This is a genomic window from Streptomyces sp. NBC_00258, from assembly GCF_036182465.1.
GTDB lineage: Bacteria > Actinomycetota > Actinomycetes > Streptomycetales > Streptomycetaceae > Streptomyces.
In genome coordinates this window covers 9,133,120-9,149,138 of sequence record NZ_CP108081.1, presented here as the reverse complement: position 1 = coordinate 9,149,138, position 16,019 = coordinate 9,133,120, and the positions used below count along the sequence as shown (strand labels likewise).

At 70.9% G+C, this 16,019-nt stretch carries 17 protein-coding genes; 8 read left to right on the top strand and 9 right to left on the bottom strand.

Annotated features, from left to right (window positions below; all coding sequences use genetic code 11):
• Positions 1 to 72 precede the first annotated feature (72 nt).
• Positions 73 to 1,971, top strand: coding sequence for a streptophobe family protein (locus OG718_RS40775; protein ID WP_328846557.1), 1,899 nt, complete (start codon positions 73 to 75; stop codon positions 1,969 to 1,971).
• Between the two features lie 152 nt (positions 1,972 to 2,123).
• A complete protein-coding gene (gene serB, locus OG718_RS40770) occupies positions 2,124 to 3,329 on the top strand; it encodes a phosphoserine phosphatase SerB (protein WP_328846556.1) in 1,206 nt (401 codons plus the stop codon).
• An 83-nt stretch (positions 3,330 to 3,412) separates the two neighbouring features.
• Here the strand turns inward: serB and OG718_RS40765 are convergent, their stop codons facing one another.
• The 4 genes from OG718_RS40765 to OG718_RS40750 form a co-directional block, all read right to left on the bottom strand.
• Positions 3,413 to 3,931 carry a SixA phosphatase family protein gene (locus OG718_RS40765; protein ID WP_143636976.1) on the bottom strand — a complete coding sequence of 173 codons (519 nt, stop codon included), beginning with the start codon at positions 3,929 to 3,931 and terminating at the stop codon, positions 3,413 to 3,415.
• A gap of 76 nt (positions 3,932 to 4,007) precedes the next feature.
• A complete protein-coding gene (locus OG718_RS40760; protein ID WP_143636979.1) occupies positions 4,008 to 4,223 on the bottom strand; it encodes a hypothetical protein in 216 nt (71 codons plus the stop codon).
• 202 nt (positions 4,224 to 4,425) lie between these two features.
• Entirely contained in the window at positions 4,426 to 4,542 is a 117-nt protein-coding gene (locus OG718_RS40755; RefSeq protein ID WP_107102519.1) for an SGM_5486 family transporter-associated protein, read from the bottom strand.
• An 83-nt stretch (positions 4,543 to 4,625) separates the two neighbouring features.
• Positions 4,626 to 5,954, bottom strand: a complete 1,329-nt coding sequence (locus OG718_RS40750; protein ID WP_443055229.1) for a CynX/NimT family MFS transporter — start codon at positions 5,952 to 5,954, stop codon at positions 4,626 to 4,628.
• 124 nt (positions 5,955 to 6,078) lie between these two features.
• Here OG718_RS40750 and OG718_RS40745 point away from each other — a divergent pair, with 124 nt between their 5' ends.
• On the top strand, positions 6,079 to 6,783 hold the full coding sequence (locus OG718_RS40745) for a FadR/GntR family transcriptional regulator (RefSeq protein ID WP_143636986.1): 705 nt from the start codon (positions 6,079 to 6,081) through the stop codon (positions 6,781 to 6,783).
• Between the two features lie 117 nt (positions 6,784 to 6,900).
• On the opposite strand, the gene OG718_RS40740 is transcribed toward OG718_RS40745, so the two are convergent.
• The 3 genes from OG718_RS40740 to fabG form a co-directional block, all read right to left on the bottom strand.
• A complete protein-coding gene (locus OG718_RS40740) occupies positions 6,901 to 7,254 on the bottom strand; it encodes a hypothetical protein (RefSeq protein WP_143636990.1) in 354 nt (117 codons plus the stop codon).
• 190 nt (positions 7,255 to 7,444) lie between these two features.
• Positions 7,445 to 8,212 carry an enoyl-ACP reductase FabI gene (gene fabI / locus OG718_RS40735; protein ID WP_143636993.1) on the bottom strand — a complete coding sequence of 256 codons (768 nt, stop codon included), beginning with the start codon at positions 8,210 to 8,212 and terminating at the stop codon, positions 7,445 to 7,447.
• 5 nt (positions 8,213 to 8,217) lie between these two features.
• Positions 8,218 to 8,922: a 3-oxoacyl-[acyl-carrier-protein] reductase gene (fabG, locus tag OG718_RS40730; protein WP_143636996.1), complete on the bottom strand. Its 705-nt coding sequence runs from the start codon at positions 8,920 to 8,922 to the stop codon at positions 8,218 to 8,220.
• 185 nt (positions 8,923 to 9,107) lie between these two features.
• On the opposite strand from fabG, the gene OG718_RS40725 reads away from it, so the two are divergent.
• The 3 genes from OG718_RS40725 to tyrS all read left to right on the top strand — a co-directional run bounded on the left by OG718_RS40725 (position 9,108) and on the right by tyrS (position 13,352).
• Positions 9,108 to 10,631, top strand: coding sequence for a TldD/PmbA family protein (locus OG718_RS40725; RefSeq protein ID WP_143636998.1), 1,524 nt, complete (start codon positions 9,108 to 9,110; stop codon positions 10,629 to 10,631).
• Complete coding sequence (locus OG718_RS40720) at positions 10,628 to 12,022, top strand: metallopeptidase TldD-related protein (RefSeq protein WP_328846554.1); 1,395 nt, start codon at positions 10,628 to 10,630, stop codon at positions 12,020 to 12,022. Before OG718_RS40725 ends, OG718_RS40720 begins: the two co-directional genes overlap by 4 nt.
• Positions 12,023 to 12,089: 67 nt before the next feature.
• The gene (tyrS, locus tag OG718_RS40715) at positions 12,090 to 13,352 is read left to right on the top strand and encodes a tyrosine--tRNA ligase (RefSeq protein ID WP_143637004.1); all 1,263 of its coding nucleotides are present in this window, start codon (positions 12,090 to 12,092) and stop codon (positions 13,350 to 13,352) included.
• A 120-nt stretch (positions 13,353 to 13,472) separates the two neighbouring features.
• Here tyrS and OG718_RS40710 read toward each other — a convergent pair whose 3' ends face one another.
• Positions 13,473 to 13,748, bottom strand: coding sequence for a GlsB/YeaQ/YmgE family stress response membrane protein (locus OG718_RS40710; RefSeq protein ID WP_143637006.1), 276 nt, complete (start codon positions 13,746 to 13,748; stop codon positions 13,473 to 13,475).
• 212 nt (positions 13,749 to 13,960) lie between these two features.
• On the opposite strand from OG718_RS40710, the gene OG718_RS40705 reads away from it, so the two are divergent.
• Together OG718_RS40705 and OG718_RS40700 are read left to right on the top strand one after the other, a co-directional pair.
• Positions 13,961 to 14,347 carry a DUF3099 domain-containing protein gene (locus OG718_RS40705; RefSeq protein ID WP_143637009.1) on the top strand — a complete coding sequence of 129 codons (387 nt, stop codon included), beginning with the start codon at positions 13,961 to 13,963 and terminating at the stop codon, positions 14,345 to 14,347.
• Positions 14,348 to 14,609: 262 nt separating this feature from the next.
• Positions 14,610 to 14,858: a hypothetical protein gene (locus OG718_RS40700; RefSeq protein WP_143637012.1), complete on the top strand. Its 249-nt coding sequence runs from the start codon at positions 14,610 to 14,612 to the stop codon at positions 14,856 to 14,858.
• Positions 14,859 to 14,870: 12 nt separating this feature from the next.
• Here OG718_RS40700 and moaA read toward each other — a convergent pair whose 3' ends face one another.
• Positions 14,871 to 15,860: a GTP 3',8-cyclase MoaA gene (moaA, locus tag OG718_RS40695; protein WP_306940700.1), complete on the bottom strand. Its 990-nt coding sequence runs from the start codon at positions 15,858 to 15,860 to the stop codon at positions 14,871 to 14,873.
• Positions 15,861 to 16,019: the final 159 nt, after the last annotated feature.

Here is a 16,019-nt window from a genome sequence, read left to right as displayed (position 1 = left end):
CGGAGAGTGGTAATCCCACGCGAGGGGGACACCGCGGTGGAACCATCGCGGCGCGGAGTCGGGGGGCTGACGATGAGCGACGGAACCGTGGGACACGGCAGGCGTGTGCCGTGGGGTGATGTGCTGCTGGCCTCGATCGCCGCCGTGAGCTGGGCCTTGATCGGCATGGCAGGCGTGGCGGCGCTGGGGCTGCATCTGCTCGGCGCGGACGCGGCGGGCTCGCTCGGGACGATGACCGCGGCGGTCGTGGCGCTCGCGGCGGGTGGGTCCGTGACACCGTCCGGCGACGTGTCGGCTTTCGGCCTTGAGGGCGCGCAGGCCGACACCGCCCTCCAGATCACGCCACTGGGCGTGAGCCTGGTGGGTGCGCTGCTGCTGTCCTGGTTCTTCCTACGGTCACTGCGCGGGGCCGGGGTGGTGATCGGGCCGGCCGAACTGCTCGCTCGCGCGGGCGCTGTGGTGGCGCTCTTCGTGGCGATGCTCGGCGGTCTGGCCTGGGCGGGGCACGACGTCATCACCATCGACGGCGGCTCGCTCGGGCTCGATTCGCTGCCGGGCGGCGGGCTGCCCGACGAGGTGGACGTGCCCGGTCTCGGTGACATCGGCGGACTGCTGCCCGACCGGCTCGGGGATCTCGCGGACGCGAACGCCGAGGTGGGCTTCACGGTCGAGACCGTGCCGACGCTGCTGGGCGGCCTGGGCTGGGTGCTCGGCGTCCTGGTGATCGCGCTGCTGGCCTCGCGCCGGACTCCGCTGCCGCGCGGCCTGACCGCCGTGCACCGCCTGGTGCGCCCTGCCGCGTCCGCCCTGGTCACGGTGTTGCTGGTGGCGGTCCTCGCCGGGCTCTCGGCGGCAGCGTACGCGGCGATCGGTGACGACAACCCGAAGCGGATCGCGGGCGCCGCGCTGGTCGGGGCCCCAAACGGGGTGTGGCTCGGCATCCCGATCGGGCTCTTCGTACCGTGGGACGGAAGCGCGTCGGGACCGCTCGTCCAGTTCCTGCCCGACCCCCTGGACAAGTTGCTGAGCGCCTCCTCCGACCAGTCCGTCTCGCTGGGACGGCTGGCCGAACTGGACAGCCGGGTCTGGCTGTTGGGGGTCGCGGCGGCGCTGATGATGCTCTACGCGGGTGTGCTGACCGCGGTGCGCACTCCGTTCGTACGGGAGCGGGGTGTCCTCGGTTTCGCCGGACGCTGCGCGCTGCGGCTGGGGATCGTGACCGCGCTCGCGATGCCGTTGCTCGCCTGGCTGACGGACGTGTCCGTGGACGCCTCGATGGCCGTGCTCGGCATCGACGCCTTCGACGCTGGGATAGAGCTGCACGGGCATCTGGGCATGGCTCTGCTGCTCGGGGCGCTGTGGGGCGTGGGCGCGGGGACGGTGGGGGCGCTGCTCGCGTGCGCCACCGGGGCCGCCGGCCGGCACGCGGCACCACTGGCACTGGGCGACGTGGACGCCGGCGAGGCGGGTGCCCCGGCCTCCGCTCCGCCGTTCTCGGAGGTCGCAGGCGAGAGCGGGCCCTACAACCCCGGTATGCCGTACCGGCCGGCGAACCCGGACACGAACCCGTATCTGCGGCTGCCCGACGAGCTGCGGGAGCCCGGACCCGGGCGGCGGCCCGGCGTCCCGCCGCCCGGCCCCCAGTCCTCCGGCAACCGGTCCTCGGGGTTACCGCCTGCCGGGCCCCGGTCCCCCGGCGGGCAGCCCTCTGGCCGGCGGTCGCCCGGGGCCCAGCCTCCCGGCGGGCAACCGCCAGGGGGACGGGATCCGGGCCGGCAGGATCCAGGCGGGCGGCCACCTGGTGCCCGGCCGCCGAACGACGTGTACGGCGCCCCCACGGTGGCCGGGCCGTTCACGCCGCCGCCCGCACCGGGGCAGCGGCGCCGGCCCCGGTCGTCGCAGGACGGGCCGCCTCCTCCCCCGCCCGACGAGCCGCCGCCTCCGTCCGGGAGGCGGCCCGGACGGCGCTGACCGGCGGCCGGGGCGATGCCGGGCCGGGCCGTGGTGTGCGGGCGCCACGGTTCGTGAAGACCGCGGACACCTCGGCGACACCCACTGTTCCCTGTCCGTCAGGCGGACCTCAGCGGCGTGCGGCACGGGGTGCCGGATACGGTGTAAGCACCATGAGCGCATCACAAACGTCTGATGTCCCCACTCTCCTCGTCAAAATCTTCGGCAAGGACCGGCCCGGAATCACGGCCGGGCTCTTCGACACCCTCGCCGCCTACTCGGTCGACGTGGTCGACATCGAGCAGGTCGTCACCCGTGGCCGGATAGTGCTGTGCGCGCTCGTGACGCATCCGCCGGCCGGCCTGGAGGGCGACCTGCGGGCCACGGTGCACGGCTGGGCGGACTCGATGAGGCTGCAGGCCGAGATCATCTCCGGCCTCGGCGACAACCGGCCGCGCGGGCACGGCAGGTCGTTGGTGACCGTGCTCGGGCATCCGCTCACCGCTGAGTCGGCGGCCGCGATCGCCGCCCGGATCACCGGGACCGGCGGCAACATCGACCGTATCTTCCGGCTGGCCAAGTACCCCGTGACGGCCGTCGAGTTCGCCGTGTCCGGTACGGAGCCGGAGGCGCTGCGGACCGCCCTGGTGACCGAGGCGGCGGCCCTGGGCGTCGACATCGCGGTGGTCGCGGCGGGGCTGCACCGGCGGGCCCAGCGCCTCGTCGTCATGGACGTGGACTCGACGCTCATCCAGGACGAGGTCATCGAGCTCTTCGCCGCGCACGCCGGCTGCGAGGACGAGGTCGCCGAGGTGACGGCGGCTGCCATGCGGGGAGAACTGGACTTCGAGCAGTCGCTGCACGCGCGCGTGGCCCTGCTCAAGGGGCTCGACGCCTCCGTGGTGGACAAGGTGCGCAGCGAGGTACGGCTGACGCCGGGGGCGCGCACGCTGATCCGTACGCTGAAGCGGCTCGGCTTCCAAGTCGGTGTCGTCTCGGGCGGGTTCACGCAGGTCACGGACGACCTCAAGGAGCGGCTCGGGCTGGACTTCGCCCAGGCCAACACTCTGGAGATCGTCGACGGGAAGCTGACGGGCAGGGTCACCGGCGAGATCGTGGACCGGGCGGGCAAGGCGCGGCTGCTGCGCCGGTTCGCCGCGGAGGCGGGGGTGCCGCTCGCCCAGACCGTGGCGATCGGCGACGGCGCGAACGACCTGGACATGCTCAACGCGGCCGGTCTCGGGGTCGCCTTCAACGCCAAGCCGGTGGTGCGCCAGGCCGCGCACACCGCGGTGAACTTCCCCTTCCTGGACACCGTCCTGTACCTGCTGGGCGTGACCCGGGAAGAGGTCGAGGCGGCGGACATGCACGTGGACTGAGTTCTCGCACGTCCACGACGCGGACGGGGCCCGGCACCGCGATGGTGCCGGGCCCCGTCCGCGTGAGAAGGGAACGACCGGGTCTACTCGGACGGCGCCCAGTAGTCGAGCAGTGTGGCCACGCCCGGCTCCAGGGCCTTCCAGGAACCGGTGAAGGAGAGCACGGCGAAGGCGGCCGCGGGGAAGCCCAGGCGGCTCATCCGCTCCTGCGCGTCGCCCTCGGACTGGCCGGCCAGGATGTCGGCGAGGCCCTGCACGCCGGGGTTGTGGCCGATCAGGAGTGCGTTCTGCACATCGTCGGGGGTTTCGTTGAGCACGGCGATCAGCTCGCCGGGAGAGACCTCGTAGAGCCGCTCCTCATAGACCGTTTTCGGCCGGTGAGGGAGCTCGTGGACGGCGAGTTTCCATGTCTCGCGGGTCCGGGTCGCGGTGGAGCAGAGGGCCAGATCGAAGGGGATGCCGGTGTCGGCCAGCTTGCGTCCGGCGACGGCGGCGTCCTTGCGGCCCCGCTCAGCGAGCGGCCGCTCATGATCGGAGACCTCGGGCCAGTCGGCTTTCGCATGCCGGAAAAGGACAATCCTGCGGGGTTCTGCGACGCTCATGGTTCCCAGCTTCGCACGAAACACGCCATGGGGCGCAGGGAGTTGACTGGCTGCCCCGACGTGGTGTGCCGGGAGCTCAGGAGCCCTGGCGCAGCACGATCTGCTGGACCTGCTCGAAGAGCCGGCCGACCGCGGGTTCGCCGCCTGTCGCGTGGGCGTCGGCGGGGTTCAGTATCAGCAGGAGCAGTGCGGCGAAGGCGAGCGCGGGGAGGACCAGGGCCCACCAGGGGAGCCGGGTCTCGACGCCGCGCCTGCTCGCCGGATGGGGCGGGATGTGCGTAGGGGCCGACATGCCGCCTCCGTGGGGCTTCGAGTGCTCCGTGGTCCGCGTCCTCGCGGCCACATCTCGAAGTTACGGACTTCGCAGGCCTCAACCCATCCGGAGATCCACCCACTTGACCCTGACACTCACCCCCTAGGGGATGGTGGGGATAGCCCCACCATCGCGCCGCGGAGGCCTCACGCCGGAGGGTTCGGGGCCGGCTGCCGACGGATCAGGGCGAGGCGATCGACGCGATGACGCCGATGATCACGAAGATGAGGAGGAACGCGCCGAAGACGAGCAGCATCTTCTTCTGGCCGTTCTGGGGGTTCGGGTCGAGCACGGGCATACGAGCAGTCTCGCACCTCTCTGCCGCCCGCTCGCGGGTGGGGTCGGCATGCCGGTGACAGCCGTACGCGGGCGGCGGCGAGGTCACGGCCGACGCTCGGCCTCGTCCTCCACCGTGCGGTCGCGGCCGGCCAGGATGCCCACCACGATCTGGGGGATCATCAGGCCCGCCATGAGCGCGATCGGCAGTCCCCAGCCGCCGCTGTGCTGGTAGAGCACGCCCACCAGGAGCGGACCGGGGATCGAGATGAGGTACCCGGTGCTCTGCGCGAAGGCGGAGAGCTGCGCGACCCCCGCTCCGGTCCTGGCCCGCATGCCGACCATGGTGAGGGCCAGCGGGAACGCACAGTTGGCGATACCGAGCAGCAGCGCCCACGCCCAGGCGCCGCCCGCAGGGGCGAGGTAGAGGCCCGCGTAGCCGACGAGGCCGCAGACCCCGAGGGCGACCACGATCGGTCCCTGGTGGGGCAGGCGCGTGGCCAGCCGCGGGATGACGAAGGCCAGCGGCACGCCCATCACCATGGTGACGGCGAGCAGCAGTCCGGCCGTGCCCGCCGGGACGCCCGCGTCCCGGAAGATCTGCGCCATCCAGCCCATCGTGATGTATGCGGCGGTGGCCTGGAGCCCGAAGAAGACGGCCAGCGCCCAGGCGGTACGGCTCCGGGTGATCCGCAGTGCGGAGGGCTCCTGACCCGCCGCGGATGCCGAGGGCGTGTCACGGGCCGGGGCCGGAGCGGAGGCCGAGGCGGTGTCCCTGGACAGGGCCGTGCCCCGGGCCCGTACGAGTGGGATCCACGGCAGTACGGCGACGGCCGCGAGCCCCGCCCAGACGGCGAGTCCCGCATGCCAACTGCCGCCCAGCGCCCGGGTCATGGGGACGGTGACGGCGGCCGCGGCGGCGGTGCCGAGTGCGAGGGCCATGGAGTAGAGGCCGGTCATGGAGCCGACCCGGTCCGGGAACCAGCGCTTGACGATCACCGGCATGAGCACGTTGCTGACCGCGATGCCCATGAGCGCGAGGGCGCTGGCGACCAGGAAGCCGGCCGTGTTCCCGGCGAAGGGCCGGATCGCCAGTCCCGCGGCGATCGCGACCATGCCGGCGCAGACCACGGCGGCGGGTCCGAAGCGGCGGGCGAGGCGCGGTGCCATGACCCCGAAGACGGCGAAGCACAGAGGCGGTACGGAGGTGAGGAGTCCGGCGAAGCTGCCGCTCATGCCGAGCCCGTCGCGCACCTCTTCCAGGAGGGCGCCGAGGCTGGTGATGGCGGGGCGCAGGTTGAGGGCGGTGAGCACGATGCCGACGATCACCAACCGCGTCAGCCACGCGCGCGTGGCGGGCGGGCGGAGTTCCGCGTCCTGTGCGGAGCTGCGTATCGGTGGGGACATCGCCGTCCGGGTTTCCTCGCCAGTCATGTCAGCCATCATAGAATCATGGGATGATTGGTTGTCCAATCCCCTGGTGCACACCTGGGGCACAATCCCCTGACACGCATTCCGGTGCGTCCTCCCGGTGCACCCCCTGGCGCGAAGGACCGTCATGCCGCTGAGCCACCCCCGCCGATCGGCACTGTCCGAACAGGTCATCGCCGAGCTGCGGAACCAGATCACCTCGGGCGAGTGGCCGGTGGGCTCCCGCATCCCCACCGAGCCGGAGCTGGTCGAGCAGCTGGGGGTCGCCCGGAACACGGTCCGCGAGGCCGTCCGCGCGCTCGCGCACAACGGCCTGCTCGACATCCGTCAGGGCTCGGGCACATATGTCGTGGCCACCAGCGAGCTGGCGGGCGTGATGCACCGCCGCTTCGCGGACGCCGATCCGCGGCACATCGCCGAGCTGCGTTCCACGCTGGAGTCGAGCGCCGCGAAGCTGGCCGCCGAGCGCCGCACGGAGCGCGATCTGAAGCAGCTGGACGCCCTCCTCGTACGCCGGGAGGAGGCCTGGGAGTCGGGCGACGCGGAGGCCTTCGTGACCGCCGACACGACCTTCCACCTGGCCGTGGTCGCCGCGTCCCACAACGACGTCATGACGGCGATGTACGCGGACCTGGGCGAGGTCGTGCGCGACTGGCTGCGCGAGGACGTGGGCGAGGAGCTGACGCCCGAGACGTACATGGACCACACGCGTCTGGTGGACGCCATCCGCACGGGCGACGCGGAGACCGCCGCCGCGGAGGCCGCGGGCTATCCCTTCCTGTGCCGCCCGGGCCGACCCGCCGTGGAGAAACCCGACGCCGCCCCGGCGTGAAGAAGTCTGCGGTCATCGCTGCGTGACAGGACGCGACGTCGTCGCCGTGCGGCAAGGCCCGGCGTCATCCCTGCTTGGCGAGGGGCCGACGCCGCCTCCGTACGAACGAGCCCGTCGTCATCGCTGGTGGCTGACCCACGCCGAGCGGACTTCCTTCCAGCAGCGGCCGGTCAGCCGCACGGTCTGCGCGGGTCCGGCCTCGACCGAGGCCCCGTCGGTGTCGAGGTCCCACCAGGGGTCGCACTCGATGTGCAGACGGACGTGATCGGGCTCCGGGTACGGGTTGTGGCAGTACGCCGTCACATACGAACCGTCGACGGCGGTCCGGCACGCCGCCCCGAAGGGCCTCTCCTCCACGGGCACGCGCGCGTGGGGCGCTGTTTTCGTGGTGTGCGAGGCGGCACCGCACGGCAGTGCGAGCAGGAGGGTCAGGGCAGCGAGCAGCGGGGCGAAGCGCTGGGACAGGCGCACAAGGGGACCTCCTCGGCAGAGCTCGGGAGGACATCTCGGGAGGGGGAACTCCTACTCCAGAGTGCGCTGTTACCGGCCCGCACCGCCCGGCCGGTAGGGCCGAACGGGTGACGCCCCGCTCCCCGCGCGCTGCGGGAAACGGGGCGTCGAAGCCGTACGAAGGCGGATACGCAAACGTTCGCGTAAACGCTTACGCGCCGATCGCGTGCAGACCGCCGTCGACGTGGATGATCTCGCCGGTGGTCTTCGGGAACCAGTCACTGAGCAGGGCGACGATGCCGCGGCCGGCCGGGTCGGGGTCCTTGAGGTCCCACTCCAGGGGCGAACGGCTGTCCCACACGGCGGCCAGGTCGCTGAAGCCCGGGATGGACTTGGCGGCCATGGAGCCGATGGGGCCCGCGGAGATGAGGTTGCAGCGGATGTTCTGCTTGCCCAGGTCACGCGCCATGTAGCGGCTGGTGGCCTCCAGGGCGGCCTTGGCCGGGCCCATCCAGTCGTACTGCGGCCAGGCGTACTGCGCGTCGAAGGTGAGGCCGACGACCGAGCCGCCGTTCTGCATCAGCGGCAGACAGGCCATGGTCAGCGACTTCAGGGAGAACGCCGAGACGTGCATGGCGGTGGCCACGGACTCGAACGGCGTGTTGAGGAAGTTGCCGCCGAGGGCGTCCTGCGGGGCGAAGCCGATGGAGTGCACGACGCCGTCCAGGCCGCCCAGCTCCTCGGCGACCAGGTCGGCCAGCCGCGCCAGGTGCTCGTCGTTGCTGACGTCGAGCTCGATGACCTTGGTGGGCTTGGGGAGCTTCCTGGCGATGCGCTCGGTCAGCGTGGGCCGCGGGAACGCGGTCAGGATGATCTCGGCACCCTGCTCCTGGGCCAGCTTCGCGGCGTGGAAGGCGATGGAGGACTCCATCAGCACACCGGTGATCAGGACGCGCTTGCCCTCGAGAATTCCGCTCATGGTGATCAGTGACCCATTCCCAGTCCGCCGTCTACGGGGATGACGGCTCCAGTGATGTACGAGGCGTCGTCCGAGGCGAGGAACCGCACCGTCGCGGCGATCTCCTCGGGCTTCGCGTACCGGCCGAGCGGCACCTGCTTCACGATGCCCTCGCGCTGCTCGTCGGTGAGCACCTTGGTCATGTCGGTGTCGACGAAGCCGGGCGCGACGACGTTGAAGGTGATGTTGCGCGAGCCCAGCTCACGGGCGAGCGAGCGCGCGAAGCCGACGAGGCCGGCCTTGGAGGCCGCGTAGTTGGCCTGGCCCGGACCGCCGTACAGCCCGACGACCGACGAGATCAGGACGACACGGCCCTTCCTGGCGCGCAGCATGGCGCGGTTGGCGCGCTTCACGACCCGGAAGGCGCCCGTCAGGTTGGTGTCCAGGACGGAGGTGAAGTCGTCCTCGGACATCCGCATCAGCAGCTGGTCCTTGGTGATGCCGGCGTTGGCCACGAGCACCTCGACCGGGCCGTGTTCGGCCTCGATCTCCTTGTAGGCCTGATCCACCTGCTCGCTGTCGGTGATGTCGCACTTGACGGCGAGGAAGCCCTCCGGGGGCTCGCCCGAGCGGTATGTGATCGCGACCTTGTCGCCCGCGTCGGCGAAAGCGCGGGCGATGGCGAGGCCGATGCCCCGGTTTCCTCCGGTGACGAGAACCGAGCGGCTCAACGGATCACCCTTTCGATAGCCGGTCTGGTACCTCGAAAACCTATCGGCACCGTCCCCCGTACGGAGAATCGGGCGCCGACAGTGACGCAACGGACTCGCTGTCGGATCCCTACAGAAAGTTGTGGCCCCCGGCGCGCCCGCGCGACATGATCGGACCGACAGGCGACGACAGCAGGGAGACCTCCGTGCCTCATTCCATCGACGAAGCCTTCACGGCACTGCCGCTGAGGGCCCTGGCCGACGCGGCGCTCGCGCGGGCCAGGGCGCTGGGTGCCGACCATGCGGACTTCCGGTTCGAGCGGGTGCGCAGCGCGGCCTGGCGGCTGCGGGACGCGAAACCGGCCGGGTCCTCGGACACCACGGATCTGGGCTACGCGGTGCGTGTGGTGCACGGCGGGACCTGGGGGTTCGCGTCGGGTGTGGACCTGACGATGGACAGCGCCGCGAAGGTGGCGTCGCAGGCCGTGGCGATGGCGAAGCTGTCGGCCCAGGTGATCAAGGCGGCGGGTTCGGACGAGCGCGTGGAGCTCGCGGACGAGCCGGTGCACGCCGAGAAGACCTGGATCTCCTCGTACGAGATCGATCCCTTCTCCGTGCCGGACGAGGAGAAGTCCGGGCTGCTCGCGGAGTGGAGCGCACGGCTGCTCGCGGCGGACGGCGTCAGTCATGTGGACGCCTCGCTGCTGACGGTGCACGAGAACAAGTTCTACGCGGACACGGCGGGGACGGTGACGACGCAGCAGCGGGTCCGGCTGCACCCCCAGCTGACCGCCGTCGCCGTCGACGAGTCGAGCGGCGAGTTCGACTCGATGCGCACGATCGCGCCGCCCGTGGGGCGCGGCTGGGAGTACCTCACGGGCACCGGCTGGGACTGGGAGTCGGAGCTCGCGCGGATCCCGGAGCTGCTCGCCGAGAAGATGAGGGCGCCGAGCGTCGAGGCCGGGGTGTACGACCTGGTCGTCGACCCGTCCAACCTGTGGCTGACCATCCACGAGTCCATCGGCCACGCCACCGAGCTGGACCGCGCGCTCGGCTACGAGGCTGCGTACGCCGGGACCTCCTTCGCCACCTTCGACCAGCTGGGCAAGCTGCGGTACGGCTCCGATCTGATGAACGTCACCGGGGACCGCACCGCCGAGCACGGGCTCGCGACCATCGGGTACGACGACGAGGGCGTGGCCGGACAGTCCTGGGACCTGGTGAAGGACGGGACGCTGGTGGGCTACCAACTGGACCGGCGCATCGCGAAGCTGACCGGCTTCGAGCGGTCCAACGGGTGCGCGTACGCCGACTCCCCCGGGCATGTGCCCGTACAGCGCATGGCGAACGTGTCGCTGCAGCCCGATCCCGCCGGGATGTCCACCGAGGATCTGATCGGGAGCGTCGACCGCGGGATCTACGTGGTCGGCGACCGGTCCTGGTCGATCGACATGCAGCGCTACAACTTCCAGTTCACCGGGCAGCGGTTCTTCAGGATCGAGAACGGGCGGATCACGGGCCAGCTGCGGGACGTTGCCTACCAGGCGACGACCACGGACTTCTGGGGCTCGATGGCGTCGGTCGGCGGCCCGCAGACCTACGTCCTGGGCGGCGCCTTCAACTGCGGCAAGGCCCAGCCGGGCCAGGTCGCGGCGGTCTCGCACGGCTGCCCGTCGGCCCTCTTCAAGGGCGTCAACATCCTCAACACCACCCAGGAGGCCGGTCGATGAGCCCTCGTACGAACAAGCCGCACGAGATCGTCGAGCGCGCCCTCGAACTGTCCCGGGCGGACGGGTGCATCGTCATCGCCGACGAGCAGTCGACCGCCAACCTGCGCTGGGCGGGCAACGCGCTGACCACCAACGGCGTCACGCGCGGGCGCACGCTGACCGTCGTCGCGACCGTTGACGGCCGCGAAGGCACTGCGTCCGGAGTCGTCTCGCGTGCGGCCGTGACCGCGGACGAGCTGGAGCCGCTGGTACGGGCCGCCGAGGCCGCGGCACGGGGCGCGGGCCCCGCCGAGGACGCGCAGCCGCTCGTCGAGGGCGTGCCCGCCTCCCCCGACTTCACGGACGCGCCCGCCGAGACGTCGTCGACGGTCTTCGCGGACTTCGCCCCGGCCCTCGGCGAATCGTTCGCACGCGCGCGTGCGGGCGGACGTGAGCTGTACGGCTTCGCCAACCACGAGCTCGTCTCCAGCTATCTCGGTACGTCCACGGGGCTGCGCCTGCGGCACGACCAGCCCAACGGAACGCTGGAGCTGAACGCCAAGTCGCCGGACCGTACGCGCTCGGCGTGGGCTGGCCGGTCGACGCGGGACTTCAAGGACGTGGACCCGGCGGCGCTCGACGCGGAGCTGGCCACGCGGCTGGGCTGGGCCGAGCGGCGCGTCGAGCTGCCCGCCGGCCGGTACGAGACGCTGCTGCCGCCGACCGCGGTCGCGGACCTGCTGATCTACCAGATGTGGTCGGCGGCGGCCCGGGACGCGGCCGAGGGCCGGACGGTGTTCAGCAAGCCCGGCGGCGGGACGCGCGTCGGCGAGAGGCTCACCGACCTGCCGCTGACCCTGCGCAGCGACCCGAACGAGCCGGGCCTGGAGTCCGCGCCCTTCGTGCTCACGCACTCCTCCGGCGACGACGCCTCCGTCTTCGACAACGGGCTGCCGCTCCGTCCCACGGAGTGGGTCCACGAGGGCGAGCTGAGGCATCTGACGAGCACCCGGCACAGCGCCGGCCTGACCGGTCTGCCGGTGGCCCCCGGCATCGGCAACATCATCCTGGACGGCGGCGAGGACAAGTCCCTGGAGGACATGGTCGCCGCGACCGGGCGGGGCCTGCTGCTGACCTGCCTCTGGTACATCCGTGAGGTCGACCCGGCGACGCTGCTGCTGACCGGGCTGACCCGGGACGGCGTCTACCTCGTCGAGGACGGCCAGGTCGTCGGCGAGGTGAACAACTTCCGGTTCAACGAGTCGCCAGTGGACCTGCTGGGGCGGGCGACCGAGGCCGGGCGCACGGAGAAGACGCTGCCGCGCGAGTGGAGCGACTGGTTCACCAGGGCCGCGATGCCGTCGCTGAGGGTGCCCGACTTCAATATGAGCTCTGTCAGTCAGGGCGTATAACCTCGATAGCCTCGCAGTCGGCTGTCATTCCGGCTGCCCGAAGATCATCCAAGGAGACACGAGAACCGTGACGGACATCGTCGACGAGCTGAAGTGGCGCGGGCTGTTCGCCCTGTCCACCGACGAGGATGCATTGCGCAAGGCGCTCGCGGACGGTCCCGTCACGTTCTATTGCGGCTTCGACCCCACGGCGGCCTCGCTGCACGTGGGGCATCTGGTGCAGGTCCTCACCATGCGCCGCCTCCAGCACGCGGGCCTGCGCCCGCTGGCCCTGGTGGGCGGTGCGACCGGCCAGATCGGCGACCCGCGCCCGACGGCGGAGCGCACGCTGAACGACCCGGAGACTGTCGCCAACTGGGTCGGCCGGCTGCGCGGCCAGATCGAGCCGTTCCTGTCCTTCGAGGGCGAGAACGCCGCGGTGATGGTGAACAACCTGGACTGGACGGCCGGGCTTTCGGCCATCGAGTTCCTCCGGGACATCGGCAAGCACTTCCGCGTCAACAAGATGCTCACGAAGGACTCCGTCGCCCGGCGTCTGGAGTCCCAGGAGGGCATCAGCTACACGGAGTTCAGCTACCAGCTGCTCCAGGGCATGGACTTCCTGGAGCTCTACCGGAGGTACGGCTGCACGCTCCAGCAGGGCGGCAGCGACCAGTGGGGCAACCTCACGGCGGGGCTGGACCTGATCCACCGGCTGGAGCCCGACGCCGAGGTGCACTGTGTCGCGACGCCGCTGATGGTCAAGGCGGACGGCACCAAGTTCGGCAAGACCGAGGGCGGCGCGGTCTGGCTCGACCCGGAGATGACGACGCCGTACGCGTTCTACCAGTTCTGGCTGAACGTGGACGACCGGGACGTCTCGACGTACATGCGGATCCTGTCCTTCAAGTCCCGCGAGGAGCTCGAGGAGCTGGAGAAGCTGACGGAGGAGCGGCCCCAGGCGCGTACCGCCCAGCGGGCTCTCGCCGAGGAGCTGACGACTCTGGTGCACGGCGGTGAGCAGACGGCCGCCGTGATCGCCGCGTCGAAGGCCCTCTTCGGTCAGGGTGAGCTCGGTGGGCTCGACGAGAAGACGCTGAGTGCGGCGCTCTCCGAGGTGCCGCACGTCCAGGTCGACGAGCTCGGCCCCGTGGTGGACCTCTTCGCGGAGGTGGGCCTCGTGGCCAGCAAGTCCGCGGCGCGGCGGACGGTCAAGGAGGGCGGGGCCTACGTGAACAACGTGAAGGTCGCCTCCGAGGATGCCGTCCCCGGCAAGGAGGATCTGTTGCACGGGCGGTGGCTGGTGCTGCGGCGGGGCAAGAAGAACCTTGCCGCGGTTGAGCTCCGCTAGGGGCACGCTAGAGGCAGGGGAACGGCGGCCTCGGTTCGTGTGGTGCGGATGTGTGGGGGCCGGTCGCGCAGTTCCCCGCGCCCCTTGGCGGGGGCGCCCCCGCCAAGGGGCGCCCCCGCTTCAGGCTCTCTCTTTGTTGCCCCGCATCGCCGTGTACATCATGTCGCCGAGGAAGACGATGACGATCGCGGCGCCGAGTTGGAGGACGTGGCGGCCCCAGTCGATGCCGCGCGTCTCGTCGATGCCGAAGCCACGGGCGATCGCGTTGCCGACGATCGCGCCGATGATCCCGAAGATCGTGGTGAGCCAGAGCGGACTGTGCTGCTTGCCCGGAATGATCGCCTTGGCCAGCAGGCCCAGCACGAATCCCACGATGATCGCCCACAACCAGCCCATGGCTGCCTCCTATACGGCTCTACGTGAGCATTAGGGCCAGTCTCGGCCTGTCCGCCATACGGCGCATGTCGGGCACGGCCATACGCGGTACGGCGCAGCCCTACCCCGCCGAAACCGGACCTGCCCCGGTCTCGTAGGCGACGCAGCCGCGGCGTAACGTGGAGGCTGTACGGGCCAGGGGAGCGTCCGACACAGGCGGGTGGTGGAACGTGATGCGGAAGCAGAGCGAGGTCGAGGTCTTCCGGATCACCGGAGCCAGGCAGGGCCTCGCCGACGATGTACGTGGCAGGCAGCGCCGCTACATCATCTCGATGTCCGTCCGCACACTCTCGGTGATCCTCGCGGCCACCCTCTGGAACGTCGAACGGCACGTCGCCGTCGTTGCCCTGGCGCTCGGCATCCTGCTCCCCTACGTCTCCGTGGTGATCGCCAACGCGGGCCGGGAGAACGCGCCCTCGCTGCCGTCCACGTTCGTGACCGCGCCGACCCGTCCGATGCTCGCGGCGCCCCGCGCGAGCGACGCCGCGGAATCCGTCCCGGAAGACCTCGGGACCGATGCGGGTGCCCGGCTGCGGGACGAACCGCACGAGCGGACCTGACCACGAACGATCCTCCGCGGCCGAGATTCAGGACCGTACCAAGCTCAAGAAAAGCTCAGATCAATCATGTTGTTCCGGTGCCGGGCAACGGGTTACCCGTGACATACTTCGTACGCGCTCCGCATCCCCCGTCGGAGCGACAGACCGACGCCGGGCAGCTCCCCCCGTGGCTGCTCGGCGTCGCCTTTTTCGGAGCATGGTTCGCGGCCCCCGCGACAGCACCCGGAGCGGCCGGCCTACGCCGCTGGCGTAGGGTCGAGGCGTGATTCTGAACGTCCCCGGCTCCGACCCGTCCTCACCCTCCTCCCCTATCTGTTCGGCGAAGGCCTGCCGGGCGGACGCGGTCTGGGTCCTCGCCTGGAACAACCCCAAACTGCACACGCCGGAGCGCCGCAAGACCTGGCTCGCGTGCGAGGAACACCGGGAGCACCTGTCCCAGTTCCTGGGCGTACGGGGCTTCCTGAAGGACGTCGTACTCCTGGAGGACTGGGAGTCCCCGGAGTCCCCCTAGAGGGCGGAGCGATCAGCCGCCGATCGCCGACATGGGCCGGTCCGGCTGGACGAACGTCGGGTCGTCCAGGCCCGCCCCTGCCTTCTTCCCCCACATCGCGAGCCGCCAGATACGGGCTATCTCCTCGTCCGGCGCGTCCGAACGCAGTGCGGCCCGCAGGTCGGTCTCCTCGCGCGCGAACAGGCAGGTGCGGACCTGGCCGTCGGCCGTCAGCCGCGTACGGTCGCAGGCCGAGCAGAACGGGCGCGTCACGGAGGCGATCACACCGACCCGGTGCGGGCCCCCGTCCACGACCCACCGCTCGGCGGGTGCCGAGCCCCGCTCCTCGGAGCCCTCCTCGGTGAGCTCGAAGCGCGTACGCAGTGAGGCGAGGATGTCACCGGCGGTGACCATGCCGTCGCGCTTCCAGCCGTGCTGCGCGTCCAGGGGCATCTGCTCGATGAACCGCAGTTCGTAGTCGTGCTCCACGGCCCAGGCGAGCAGGTCGGGCGCCTCGTTCTCGTTCAGTCCCGGCATCAGTACGGAATTGACCTTGACCGGGGTCAGATCCGCGGCGCGGGCGGCTTCGAGGCCCTCGATGACGTCCTTGTGGCGGTCACGGCGGGTGAGGGTCTTGAAGACGTCCGGGCGGAGGGTGTCCAGCGAGACGTTGACCCGGTCCAGGCCCGCCGCCTTCAGGGCGGTCGCGGTGCGCTTGAGGCCGATGCCGTTCGTCGTCAGGGACATCTGGGGGCGGGGCTCCATGGCCGCCACGCGCTCCACTATGCCGACGAGGCCGGGGCGCAGCAGGGGCTCGCCGCCGGTGAAGCGGACCTCGGTGATGCCCAGCCGGGTGACGGCTATGTCGATGAGGCGGACTATCTCGTCGTCCGTGAGCAGGTCGGGCTTTGCCAGCCACTGCAGGCCCTCCTCGGGCATGCAGTACGTGCAGCGGAGATTGCACCGGTCGGTCAGCGAGACACGCAGATCGGTGGCCACTCGGCCGTAGGTGTCGATGAGCACGTGGGCCCCCTCCCTCTAGCTCTTTCCGTACGGACCTCGGCAGAGACATCCGGTCGATCAGTCGATCCGATACCAGCGAGCCTACGTGACGGGACCGACAACGGGACGGGCCCTGATCCCACGAGACGCACCGCGGCCGCGTCGTAGGGATCTACGACG

Bases quoted from the DNA above. Each gene is read 5' to 3' on its own strand.
- OG718_RS40710 (WP_143637006.1), bottom strand. From the start codon at position 13,748: ATGGGCTGGTTGTGGGCGATCATCGTGGGATTCGTGCTGGGCCTGCTG.
- OG718_RS40760 (WP_143636979.1), bottom strand. From the start codon at position 4,223: ATGTCGGCCCCTACGCACATCCCGCCCCATCCGGCGAGCAGGCGCGGC.
- serB (WP_328846556.1), top strand. From the start codon at position 2,124: ATGAGCGCATCACAAACGTCTGATGTCCCCACTCTCCTCGTCAAAATC.
- OG718_RS40745 (WP_143636986.1), top strand. From the start codon at position 6,079: ATGCCGCTGAGCCACCCCCGCCGATCGGCACTGTCCGAACAGGTCATC.
- OG718_RS40765 (WP_143636976.1), bottom strand. From the start codon at position 3,931: ATGAGCGTCGCAGAACCCCGCAGGATTGTCCTTTTCCGGCATGCGAAA.
- fabI (WP_143636993.1), bottom strand. From the start codon at position 8,212: ATGAGCGGAATTCTCGAGGGCAAGCGCGTCCTGATCACCGGTGTGCTG.
- OG718_RS40775 (WP_328846557.1), top strand. From the start codon at position 73: ATGAGCGACGGAACCGTGGGACACGGCAGGCGTGTGCCGTGGGGTGAT.
- OG718_RS40705 (WP_143637009.1), top strand. From the start codon at position 13,961: ATGCGGAAGCAGAGCGAGGTCGAGGTCTTCCGGATCACCGGAGCCAGG.
- OG718_RS40720 (WP_328846554.1), top strand. From the start codon at position 10,628: ATGAGCCCTCGTACGAACAAGCCGCACGAGATCGTCGAGCGCGCCCTC.
- OG718_RS40755 (WP_107102519.1), bottom strand. From the start codon at position 4,542: ATGCCCGTGCTCGACCCGAACCCCCAGAACGGCCAGAAGAAGATGCTG.
- OG718_RS40750 (WP_443055229.1), bottom strand. From the start codon at position 5,954: ATGACTGGCGAGGAAACCCGGACGGCGATGTCCCCACCGATACGCAGC.